The organism is Limimaricola litoreus (assembly GCF_024159025.1).
GTDB classification, from domain to species: Bacteria; Pseudomonadota; Alphaproteobacteria; order Rhodobacterales; family Rhodobacteraceae; genus Limimaricola; species Limimaricola litoreus.
This window is the reverse complement of the sequence record NZ_JAMYXC010000060.1, coordinates 1-11,151: the sequence shown is the minus strand read 5'-3', so window position 1 is coordinate 11,151 and position 11,151 is coordinate 1. Positions and strand designations below refer to the sequence as shown.

The 11,151-nt window shown below is 69.5% G+C and carries 11 protein-coding genes; 4 read left to right on the top strand and 7 right to left on the bottom strand.

What is annotated here, in order from left to right:
- The 3 genes from NHG85_RS04765 to cysQ all read right to left on the bottom strand — a co-directional run.
- A partial coding sequence (locus tag NHG85_RS04765) for a glycosyltransferase family 2 protein (RefSeq protein WP_253330315.1) occupies window positions 1-942 on the bottom strand: 942 nt, incomplete at its 3' end.
- Window positions 939-1,742 carry a 3-deoxy-manno-octulosonate cytidylyltransferase gene (locus NHG85_RS04760; RefSeq protein WP_253330313.1) on the bottom strand — a complete coding sequence of 268 codons (804 nt, stop codon included), beginning with the start codon at window positions 1,740-1,742 and terminating at the stop codon, window positions 939-941. The genes NHG85_RS04765 and NHG85_RS04760, both read right to left, overlap by 4 nt.
- A complete protein-coding gene (gene cysQ / locus NHG85_RS04755; RefSeq protein WP_253330311.1) occupies window positions 1,742-2,536 on the bottom strand; it encodes a 3'(2'),5'-bisphosphate nucleotidase CysQ in 795 nt (264 codons plus the stop codon). The genes NHG85_RS04760 and cysQ overlap by 1 nt, the downstream gene beginning before the upstream one ends.
- Window positions 2,537-2,684: 148 nt before the next feature.
- Here cysQ and NHG85_RS04750 point away from each other — a divergent pair, with 148 nt between their 5' ends.
- Window positions 2,685-3,506 (top strand): ABC transporter permease, encoded by an 822-nt coding sequence (locus tag NHG85_RS04750; protein ID WP_253330308.1) that lies wholly within the window; start codon window positions 2,685-2,687, stop codon window positions 3,504-3,506.
- On the opposite strand, the gene NHG85_RS04745 is transcribed toward NHG85_RS04750, so the two are convergent.
- The gene (locus tag NHG85_RS04745) at window positions 3,507-4,115 is read right to left on the bottom strand and encodes an alpha-ketoglutarate-dependent dioxygenase AlkB family protein (protein ID WP_253330306.1); all 609 of its coding nucleotides are present in this window, start codon (window positions 4,113-4,115) and stop codon (window positions 3,507-3,509) included.
- A gap of 202 nt (window positions 4,116-4,317) precedes the next feature.
- Here NHG85_RS04745 and dnaK point away from each other — a divergent pair, with 202 nt between their 5' ends.
- The 3 genes from dnaK to radC all read left to right on the top strand — a co-directional run bounded on the left by dnaK (window position 4,318) and on the right by radC (window position 8,318).
- Window positions 4,318-6,243: a molecular chaperone DnaK gene (dnaK, locus tag NHG85_RS04740; RefSeq protein WP_253330304.1), complete on the top strand. Its 1,926-nt coding sequence runs from the start codon at window positions 4,318-4,320 to the stop codon at window positions 6,241-6,243.
- 82 nt (window positions 6,244-6,325) lie between these two features.
- Window positions 6,326-7,483: a molecular chaperone DnaJ gene (gene dnaJ / locus NHG85_RS04735; RefSeq protein ID WP_253330302.1), complete on the top strand. Its 1,158-nt coding sequence runs from the start codon at window positions 6,326-6,328 to the stop codon at window positions 7,481-7,483.
- A 73-nt stretch (window positions 7,484-7,556) separates the two neighbouring features.
- Window positions 7,557-8,318: a RadC family protein gene (gene radC / locus NHG85_RS04730; RefSeq protein WP_253330300.1), complete on the top strand. Its 762-nt coding sequence runs from the start codon at window positions 7,557-7,559 to the stop codon at window positions 8,316-8,318.
- Here radC and NHG85_RS04725 read toward each other — a convergent pair.
- The 3 genes from NHG85_RS04725 to NHG85_RS04715 form a co-directional block, all read right to left on the bottom strand.
- Window positions 8,315-9,964: a phosphate ABC transporter substrate-binding/OmpA family protein gene (locus NHG85_RS04725; protein WP_253330298.1), complete on the bottom strand. Its 1,650-nt coding sequence runs from the start codon at window positions 9,962-9,964 to the stop codon at window positions 8,315-8,317. The two genes, radC and NHG85_RS04725, sit on opposite strands and share 4 nt — an antisense overlap.
- Window positions 9,961-10,866 (bottom strand): hypothetical protein, encoded by a 906-nt coding sequence (locus NHG85_RS04720; protein WP_253330296.1) that lies wholly within the window; start codon window positions 10,864-10,866, stop codon window positions 9,961-9,963. The genes NHG85_RS04725 and NHG85_RS04720 overlap by 4 nt, the downstream gene beginning before the upstream one ends.
- 113 nt (window positions 10,867-10,979) lie before the next feature.
- On the bottom strand, window positions 10,980-11,151 hold a 172-nt coding region (locus tag NHG85_RS04715; RefSeq protein WP_253330317.1), incomplete at its 5' end, for an SEC-C metal-binding domain-containing protein.

Here is an 11,151-nt window from a genome sequence, read left to right as displayed (position 1 = left end):
CGTCTCGTGCAGCGGCGCGAAGGCGGGCGGCGGCTCGTCCAGCGGGGTCAGCCGCGGCAGCGGCCTCAGCCGCCCTTCCGAGACACCCGCGTCGAACCCGGCCATCAGCCGCCCCACATCGCCCGGTGCGATCCGGCCCCAGTCCATGTGATGCAGCAGGCGCCGCCGCTGCGCCGCGCGCTCGGCCTCGATCCGGGCGTTGCCGTCGAGCCGCGCGCCATGGCGGCGCAGGAACACGGCAAGACTGGCGCCAATCTCGGCCAGGTCGCGCGGCACCCGGTCATGGCGGCGGCGCGGGCTGGCGAGATAGCCGTGATGCACCTGCGCTTGCGGCACGATGGCGGTGCACGCACCCTGCGCGGCGAGCCGCAGGTTGAGATCGGTCTCGTCGAGATAGAAGCGATAGGCCGGATCGAAACCGCCCATCGCGGTGAGCACGCCGCGGCGCACCGCCATGTTGGTGCCCTCGGTCTTGATGCCGCGTCCCAGCCTGCCGCGCAGCACCACCGGCGCGTCATCCTCGAGCGCCAGCTCGCGGCAGCTGCCGTCGGCAAAGGCCGCGCGTGCGCGCCATTGCCAGCCCAGATGCCCCGGCCCGCGCACGAAGCCACCCGCCGCGGCCACCGTCTCGTCGGCGAAGGGGGCGGTCAGCGCGGCAAGCCAGCCCGGCTCGGGCAGAGCGTCGTCGTCGAGGAATACCACCACCTCGCCCGCCGCCGCCTCGATGCCGATGTTGCGGGCAATGCCGATGTTGGCCTCCTCGCAGCGCCGGATGCGGATCCGGTCGCCCCACGGCGCCAGCGCCGCTTCGCCTTCGGCATCGGTGATGACCACCACCTCGAAGCCGGGGTGGCGGCTTTGCGCCAGCGCCGTCAGGCACAGCCTGAGCGCGCCGGGACGGTCGCGGCTGACGATGACGACGCTGACGCGGATCGGCGTCACGCCACCTGCATCTCGGCCAGCATCGCCTCGATGCGCGGCACGTCCTCGGGGTTGTTGAGCTCCCAGAACTGCCGCCCGCGCGCCTCGACCTCGACGCAGAGCACCGGCACCCGGCGTTCGAGGAATCGCAGCTGTTCCAGCCCTTCGAGCGTCTCCAAGGGCCCCTGCGGCCAGCGGCCATAGGCCGCCAGCGCCGAGGGGCGGTAGGCGTAGACGCCGACATGATGGAACACCGGCGTCTCCTCGCCCGCGCCGTAATCCTCACGGCCGGTGTAGGGGATCACCTCCTTGGAGAAGTAGAGCGCGGTGTTGTCGGCGCCGAAGACGGCGGTGGTGCCGCCGACGCGGCCCGCGCGGCGATCCTCGCGAAAGCCCGCGAGGGCGGCGGCGTCGGCGCGCAGCACCGGGGTCGCGACCTCGGCCACCGGGTGATCGCGCAGATCCTCGATCAGCCGCTCGATGAACCACGGCGGCGTCAGCGGCGCGTCGCCTTGCAGGTTCACCACGATCTCGAAACCGCCGCCTAAGCTGTCGAAGGCCTCGGCGCAGCGCTCGGTGCCGTTGCGGCAGGCCTCGGAGGTCATCACCACCTCCGCGCCGAAGCCCGCCGCATGGTCGCGGATGCGCGCGTCATCGGTGGCCACGACGACGCGGGGGGCGCCCGAGACCTCGCGCGCCGCCTCCCACGAGCGGCGCACGAGGCTGCGCGCCTCGCCCGTCGCCCCGGTCAGCTCGACCAGAGGCTTGCCGGGATAGCGGGTCGAGGCGTAGCGCGCGGGGATGACGATCAGCACCGACATCAGGGCTTCGCCAGATCCACGCCCGGCGCATGGGCGATGAAGAACGGGTTCTCGAAGCCCGGCTTGCCGTAGCCCAGGACGCTGTGATCATCAAAACGCACGACCTTGCCGCCCGCGCCCGCCAGCACCGCGTGACCCGCTGCCGTGTCCCACTCCATCGTGCGTCCGAGACGCGGATAGATGTCGGCCTCGCCCGTCGCCACGAGGCAGAACTTGAGCGAGGAGCCCGCGCTCTTCATGTCCTCGACCTCGTATTTGCCGATGTAGTCGTCGGTCGCGGCATCGCGGTGGCTCTTGGAGGCGACGACGCGCAGCGCGGCACCGGGCGCCCCGACCTTGATCGGCGCGGTGGTGCCGGGCGTGTTCGCGTCGAACGGGCCCTGCTCCTCGACCGTGGCGCCAGAGGCATCGGTGTAGAACAGCCGCTGCTTGGCCGGGGCATAGACGACGCCACGCGTGGGCTGCCCGTCCTCGACCAGCGCGATGTTGACGGTGAAGTCGCCGCGACGCTGCACGAATTCCTTGGTGCCGTCGAGCGGGTCGACGATCAGGAAGGTCGAGACGGACTGGCCGTGGCTGTCGGCCTGCTCCTCGGTGACGAGGGGCAGATCGGGAAAGGCCGCGCGCAGCCCTTCGGAGATCAGCGCGTCGGCGGCCTCGTCTGCGGCGGTGACGGGGCTGTCGTCGCTCTTGGCGCGCACGTCGAACTCGGGACCGTCATAGATCTCCATGATCTTCTCGCCCGCCTCGATGGCGAGTGTGCGCATCACCTGCGTCAGCCTGCCGAAATCCATATGACAATCGTCCCCTTGACCTTGTGCCGCCCCGAAATCGCCATGCGCTTCATGCGATGTTGATGGATCGGGGCGCTATCCTTATGGTATTCCCTCCGGGGATCGGCAAGAAATTCGTCGCCCTCGGGCGTACGCAGAGCGAGGTCAGATGTTCCAGGGCGAGCGCCCCCGCAGCACAGGACGCCGGGCCGCCGGCATGGCCGAGCTGATCTATCACTCCACCGTGCGCGAGATCCGCAAGAGCCACCGCAACGCGCTGGCCGGGCTGGCGATGAACATCGCGCAGACGGTGATCTTCGTGCTGGCCTTCTACCTGATGTTCGCGCTGATCGGCGCGCGCGGCGCGGGCCTCAGGGGCGATTTCCTGCTCTACCTGATGTCGGGCATCTTCCTGTTTCTCACCCATACCAAGGCCGTCGGCGCGGTGGTCAAGGCCGACGGGCCCGCTTCGTCCATGATGAAACACGCGCCGCTCAACACCGCGGTGACCATTTCGGCGGCGGCGCTGGGATCGCTCTACATCCAGGTGCTGTCGCTTCTCGTCGTGCTGTTCTTCTACCACGTGCTGGTGACGCCGGTGGTGATCGAGGACCCGGTGGGCGCGATGGCGATGCTGCTGGTGTCGTGGTTCTCGGGCGTCGGGGTCGGCATGATCTTCATGGCGATCAAGCCCTGGCTGCCGGAATTCACGCAGATCGGCGTCTCGGTCTATTCGCGCACCAACATGATCGCCTCCGGCAAGATGTTCGTCGCCAATACCCTGCCCGGCTACATGCTCGCCGTGTTCGACTGGAACCCGCTGTTTCACGCGATCGACCAGGCGCGGGGCTACATCTTTCTCAACTACACGCCGCATTTCACCTCGGCGCTCTACCCGCTCTGGGTCGGGCTGGCGCTGGTGGCGATCGGCATGATGGCCGAGTTCTTCACCCGCAAGCGCGCCTCGGTCAGCTGGGGCGCCGGGCGCTAGCTACCGCACCACGCGCAGCGTGACGTTGATCCGCCCGCCGCCCGGGATCAGCACCGAGGAGCCCTCCTTCACCCGGTCGATACCGTGATGCACCAGCCGCGCCGCACCGCCCATCACCGCCACGTCGCCCGAGCGCAGCCAGAGCGAGGTCGTCTTGCCGCCCTTCTCGACCGAGCCCACGCGAAACAGCGCCTCGTCGCCCAGAGAAATCGACACCACCGGAAAGCCGAAATCCCCCTCGTCGCGATCCTGGTGCATCCCCATCTTCGCCCCCTCGCGGTAGAGGTTCACGAGGCAGCTGTCTGGATCGACCTGCACGCCCGCCACCGCGCGCCAGACCGCCAGAACGCTTTCGGGAATCGGCGGCCAGGGCGCGCCCGTCTCGGGATGCGTGGCCTCGTAGCGGTAGCCGCGCCGATCGGCGACCCAGCCCAGCCGCCCGGCCGAGGTCATCCGCACGCTCATCGGCCCGCGCCGGGTCACGGGCCGCATCACCGGCGCGGCGCGGGCCACCTCGCGCAGATCGGCGAGCATGGCCGCCTGCGCTCCGGCCTCGATGAAGCCGGGGCGCACGCGCACCCCGCGCAGGTCGATCTCGGGCTCGCCCATGTGCCTTCCCCTGGCTTTGGTTCCATCCGCATCAGAAAATGGCACTCTCGCACCACCGCTGCCAGTTGCAGCCCGAAAACGCCCTCCCTATATAGCCCAGTGATCCGCGGCGGGCTCCAGTTCCGTCGCTTCTTTCCTGTCCGGGGCAGATGCCTCAACGGGTCCGCACCGGAAAACCGCCTAGAGCTAGAGGGTTTTGAACATGGCTAAAGTAATCGGCATCGACCTCGGGACCACCAACTCCTGCGTCGCGATCATGGACGGCTCGCAGCCCCGCGTGATCGAGAACGCGGAAGGCGCGCGCACCACGCCGTCGATCGTCGCCTTCACCGACGACGAGCGTCTCGTCGGCCAGCCCGCCAAGCGGCAGGCCGTCACCAACCCGTCGAACACCATCCACGCGGTCAAGCGCCTGATCGGCCGCCGCATGTCCGACGCCGCGGTCGAAAAGGACCGCAAGCTGGTCCCCTACACCATCGTCGACGGCGGCAATGGCGACGCCTGGGTCGAGGTGAAGGGCGAGAAGTACTCGCCGTCGCAGATCTCCGCCTTCACGCTGCAGAAGATGAAGGAAACCGCCGAGTCCTATCTCGGCGAAGAGGTGACGCAGGCCGTCATCACCGTGCCCGCCTACTTCAACGACGCCCAGCGTCAGGCGACCAAGGACGCGGGCAAGATCGCCGGCCTCGAAGTGCTGCGCATCATCAACGAGCCGACCGCCGCGGCGCTGGCCTACGGCCTCGACAAGAAGGACAGCAAGACCATCGCCGTCTACGACCTCGGCGGCGGCACCTTCGACGTCACCATCCTCGAGATCGATGACGGGCTGTTCGAGGTGAAGTCGACCAACGGCGACACCTTCCTCGGCGGCGAGGACTTCGACATGCGCATCGTGAACTACCTCGCCGAGGAGTTCAAAAAGGAGCATGGCACCGACCTCACCCAGGACAAGATGGCGCTGCAGCGCCTGAAGGAGGCGGCCGAGAAGGCGAAGATCGAGCTGTCCTCGAGCCAGCAGACCGAGATCAACCAGCCCTTCATCTCGATGGACGGCAAGACCGGCACGCCGCTGCACCTCGTGATGAAGCTGACCCGCGCCAAGCTGGAAAGCCTCGTGGGCGACCTGATCAAGGCCTCGATGAAGCCCTGCCAGGCGGCGCTCAAGGATGCCGGCATCTCCACCTCCGAGATCGACGAGGTCGTTCTCGTCGGCGGCATGACCCGCATGCCCAAGGTGATCGAGGAAGTGACCAAGTTCTTCGGCAAGGAGCCGCACAAGGGCGTGAACCCCGACGAGGTCGTGGCGCTGGGTGCCGCCATCCAGGCCGGCGTGCTGCAGGGCGACGTCAAGGACGTGGTGCTGCTCGACGTGACGCCGCTGTCGCTTGGCATCGAGACGCTGGGTGGCGTGTTTACCCGCCTGATCGACCGCAACACCACGATCCCGACCAAGAAGAGCCAGATCTTCTCGACCGCCGAGGACAACCAGAACGCGGTGACGATCCGGGTCTTCCAGGGTGAGCGCGAGATGGCCCAGGACAACAAGATGCTGGGTCAGTTCAACCTTGAGAACATCCCGCCCGCGCCGCGCGGCATGCCGCAGATCGAGGTGACCTTCGACATCGACGCCAACGGCATCGTGTCGGTGAGCGCCAAGGACAAGGGCACCGGCAAGGAGCAGAAGATCACCATCCAGGCCTCGGGCGGTCTCACCGACGAGGACATCGAGAAGATGGTGCGCGAGGCGGAAGAGAACGCCGATGCCGACAAGCAGCGCCGCGATCTGGTCGAGGCCAAGAACCAGGCCGAGAGCCTGATCCACTCGACCGAGAAGTCGCTCGAAGAGCACTCCGACAAAGTCGACCCCTCGACCGTCGAGGCGATCGAGCTGGCCATCGCCGCGCTCAAGGACGAGCTGGACGGGGACAACCCCGAAAAGATCCGCTCGGGCATCCAGAACGTCTCTGAGGCGTCGATGAAGCTCGGCGAGGCGATCTACAAGGCCAGCCAGGAAGAGGCTGGCGAGGAAGCCCCCGCCGAGGCGGATGCCAAGTCGCGCGATGCCGATGACGACGGGATCGTTGATGCCGACTTCGAGGATCTGGACGACGACAAGCGGAGCCGCTGAGGCCCCGCGCGAGCTCTAGTCCAAGGAGCCGGCCCGGCGACCGGGTCGGCTCCTTTCCGTTTCAAGAATGTTGGATGATCCCATGGCCAAACGCGACTATTACGAAACGCTCGGGGTCTCTAAGGGCGCCACCGCCGACGAGATCAAGAAGGCCTATCGCCGCAAGGCCAAGGAGCTTCACCCCGACCGCAATTCAGACAATCCCAATGCCGAAGAGCAGTTCAAGGCCGCCAACGAGGCCTACGACGTGCTCAAGGACGCCGACAAGAAGGCCGCCTACGACCGCTACGGCCACGCCGCCTTCGAAGGCGGCATGGGCGCGCGTCCGGGCGGCGGCCAGGGCGGTTTCCGCGGCCAGGGCGATTTCGCCTCGGCCTTCTCGGACGTGTTCGACGACCTGTTCGGCGATTTCATGGGCGGCCAGCGCGGCGGCGGCGGAGGCCGCTCCCGGGCCGCGCGCGGCAATGATCTGCGCTACAACCTGCGCATCAGCCTCGAAGACGCCTTTGCCGGCATGCAAAAGACCGTGACGGTGCCGACCTCCGTCACCTGCGGCAAGTGCTCGGGCTCGGGCGCTTCCGACGGCTCCGAGCCCGCCACCTGCCCGACCTGTTCGGGCATGGGCAAGGTGCGCGCGCAGCAGGGCTTCTTCACCGTCGAGCGGACCTGCCCGACCTGCAACGGCATCGGCCAGATCATCAAGGATCCCTGCCGGGCCTGCCAAGGTGCGGGGCGCGTCGAAAAGGAGAAATCCCTCTCGGTCAACATCCCCGCCGGGGTCGAGACCGGCACCCGCATCCGGCTTGCCGGTGAGGGCGAGGCGGGGCTGCGCGGCGGCCCCTCGGGCGATCTCTACATCTTCATCGACGTGGCCGAGCATCAGCTCTTCAAGCGCGATGGCCACGATCTTTATTGCCGCGTGCCCGTCTCCATGGCGACGGCGGCGCTGGGCGGCGATATCGAGGTGCCGACGATCGACGGCGGCAAGTCCCGGGTGAAGATCCCCGAGGGCAGCCAGTCGGGCCGGCAGATGCGCCTGCGCGGCAAGGGCATGCCCGCCCTGCGCGGCGGCCAGCGCGGCGAGATGTTCATCGAGCTCGCGGTCGAGACGCCGGTGAACCTCACCGCGCGCCAGCGCGAGTTGCTGCGCGAATTCGACGAGGCGAGCGAGAAAAACAATCCCGAAAGCTCGAACTTCTTCTCCGCCGTGCGGGGATTCTGGGATTCGATGAAGGGCTGAGTCCCTGCCTGCCGGGCCCGCGCCGCTCTGGCGTTAAGCCTGCATTAACCATGCCCGCGAAACACTCGCGGGCATGGATTACGACCCCGCCTTCGCCGAGCGTCCCTTGCCCTTCGACCATGACGAGGTGGCCAAGGTGACGCCGCTGCCGAAGGGGCGCGTGCCCTCCTACATGGCCGATCATCGCCGCCGCCTGCGCGAGAGGTTCCTCTCGGGCGGGGCCGATGCCATGCCCGATTACGAGCTGCTGGAGCTTTTGCTGTTCCGCGCCATCCCGCGGCAGGACGTAAAGCCGCTGGCGCGGCGTCTGATCGACGCCTTCGGCGATCTCAACCGCGTGCTCGCGGCCCCCGCGCCGCGCCTGTCGGAGATTGACGGCGTCGGCCCGGCGGTGCTCACCGAGATCAAGGTGGTCGAGGCGGTGGCGCATCGCATGGCCCGTGCCCGGGTGATCGCCCGGCCCGTGCTCTCGGGCTGGGAGCCGCTCCTGGACTACTGCCGCACCGTGATGGCGCATCGCGACACCGAGCAGTTCCGCGTGCTCTTTCTCGATCGGCGCAACGTGCTCATTGCCGACGAGGCGCAGGCCCGGGGCACGGTCGATCACGTGCCGGTCTACCCGCGCGAGGTGGTCAAACGGGCGCTGGAGCTCAACGCCTCGGCGCTGATCCTCGTGCATAACCACCCCTCGGGCGATCCCACCCCTTCGCAGGCCGACATCACCGTGACGGCGCAGATCGAGGCAGCGGCGCGGGCGCTCGGGCTGGTGCTGCACGATCATCTCGTCATCGGCAAATCGCGCGAGACCAGCTTTCGCGCCGACGGGCTGCTCTAACCCTGCGGCGCCACCCAAAGCTCGACCCGGCGGTTGATGCCGCGCCCGGTCTCGGTGTCGTCGCAGCCCATCGGCATCGCCTCGCCGAAGGCCGCGACATCGAGCGTCACCCCCGGCGGCAGCGCACCGCCCAGGAGCGACAGCACCGCCGCGCGCACCGCCGTCGCGCGCTCGAGCGAGAGGTCATGGTTGGCCACCGGCCCGCCGCGCCCGTCCGAGAAGCCCGCAAGCAAGAGCGCATCGCCGTTGTGACGCCCGTCGCGGATCGACTGGGCGAGCTGCACCACGCGGCTGCGCGACACCGCGTCGAGCGCCGTCTCCCCCGCTTCGAAGCGGAAGGTGGTCGACAGCCTCTGGTGCCCCTTGAAGGCCGTGAGCATCCGCTGCAGATCCTCGAGCTTTACATCCTCCCCGGCCGAAAGCACCGCGCCCGCCAGCCGCGCGCCCTGATCCTCGATCGGGATCGGGATCGGCGCCAGCCCGGTCACGCCCGCGCGGCGCAGCACCAGCTGCGCCTCCGCCGTGGCGATCCAGCCGAGAAAGGCCTCCGCCGTATCAGGTAGGCGGCGCATCGGCCGGTAGAGCACCAAGGGCAACGTCAGCGGGAAATCCCCGGTGGCCACCGTTTCGGGCCGGGCCGTGCTGCGCAGCCCGCATGGCCCGCTCAGCGCCAGCGGCTGCGTCGCCCCCAATCGGCCAAAGGGCAGCATGCCGATCGCGCCGGGGTCGGCCGCGACCGCCTCCGCCAGCGCCTCGGCATCGGCGTGGCGTACCACCTCCTGCGACAGGCTGCGCCCCATGCCCTCGATCACCAGCGCCTCGAAGCCCTGCATCTGGCCGCTCGTCTCCGACTCCAGATGCAGCCGCACCGGCCCCGCTGCGGCGCCCAGCCGCGACCAGTCGGCGATCTCGCCCGCAAAGAGCCGCGACAGCTGCGACAATGAGACCGCGCGCAGCCGCTGCCCCGGCGCCACCACCGGGACCAGCGCATCGAGCCCGACGAGCTGCAGCCGCCCCGGCGCGTCGAGCCGCCCGAGCCCGGCATCGCGCGCCAGAGTCAGCTCCTCCGCGCCGAGCAGCCGCTCGGCCATCGCCATGTCGGCCTCGTTGGCCAAGAGATCGGCAAAGCCGTCCTCTGTCGAGGTCAGCCGGAACGAGATCCGCAACCGCTCGCGCCCGGCGCTCTGCGCCGTCTCCGCCTCCTCGGCCCCCTCGGCCGCCTCCGGCAGGGAGAGGCTGTAGAGCGCGTGCCCGTCCTCGGTCTCGACGCGCGCGGGCTCCCAGCCGCGGGCGCGGGCATAGCCCTCGACCAGCGCCGGAAGCACCAGCTCACCCAGCCGTCCCGCCCCCGAAAGCCGCAGCTCGGGCACCCATGTCTCGGGGTCGGGGCATTGCGCGCCCTCGCAGGTCACGCTCGCCAGGGGCAGCGTCAGCTCGCCATGCTCGGTGGCGATGCGCAGGTAGCGGCCGTCATAGCCCAGGAAACTGCCCGTGAGGCTCAGCGAGCCGCTGCGCGAGGTCAGCCGCAGCTGGCCCTCGCCCTCCTGCGCCCAGCCCGTCTGCGGCGCAAGCGCCAGCGCGGCCCAAAGGGCCGCGCGCCGCAGGATCTTCGCTGAAAAGGGGAAGGGGGATCTGTCGGGCGTCATCTCGCCGCGAGTGTCAGCTCCGCCCCGAGGTTTTGCAAGACGAGAAGCTCGCCCAGGGCCTCGCAGCCCGGAAGCGTGACTTCGAAGTCGAGGCTGGACAGCCCGCCCACCCCGTCGCTGCGCACCATCTCGGCCAGCACCGGAGCGCCGCAATTGCGCTCGGTCACCTCGATCTCGACCCGCAGGCTGCGGGCCTCCTCCACCGGGGCGGAATAGACCTGCGCCAGCCGCGCCGCCGGGGCCGCGGCATGGCCCAGGGCGGTCACCCGGGCCCCCGTCGCCCCTGCCGTGCCAGGAGTCGCGAGGCCGAGGTCGCCCGCACCACCGGGCTTTCCGCCCGGGGCCAGCGCGTGCAGCGAAACGCCGTCGCTCTCGCGCCATTGCAGCGCCACGCGCTGCCACTCGGCCATGTCGGGCAGATCGACGCTGGCGATCGCGGTCTCGCCACCGGCCTCGGCCATGAAGACGGCGCGTTCGGCGAGGGCGGGAAACAGCGCCTCGGCCCGGCCCTGCGCGTCGCTGAGGAGGGTGACGCTCAGCCCCTGATGGCGCAGCACGACGCGCGCTTCGGGCGCGCAGGGGGCGTCTAGACGCAGGGCGGCCATCGCGCCCGCGCGGGCTTCGGCCGAAAAGGACAGGTCGCAGGCGGTGCGGGCCTCGGGCACCGGCAGTCGGGTCAGCGGCGCAGGCGCGCGCATCTGCACCGGCCGGTCGAAGGCGATGGCGGCGGGTGGGGCGGTCTCGGGCATCGGGCCGATCATCATCGGCGCTTCGGGATAGGTCTCGGGCAGCGCCACCGGGGTGGCGGAGGCGCGCGACACGCCGGTCTGCATGAACTGGCCGATGGCCAGCGCGGCAGCGGCGCAGGCCCCGGCGGTGGCGAAAAAGCGCAATACGGCCATGACGTGATCCTTACCCTTCTGGTAAGTCCAGCCTAGGCCAAGCAGAAGGCCGGCCTGCGACGGCAAGCCGGCCCCTTGTGGGAGTCATGCGGGCGAAATTGCGGCGGCGCGCCTCAGATCCGCCCATGGCAGTGCTTGAACTTCTCGCCGGAGCCGCAGGGGCAGGGCCCGTTGCGCGAGGGCGAGCCCCAGCTTGCCGGGTCGTTCTCGTCAAAGCCCGGCGCGGGCGCGGCGCGCGAGGGCGCAGGCACGCCTGCCCCCGCTCCGGCCCCGGCCATCTCGGGC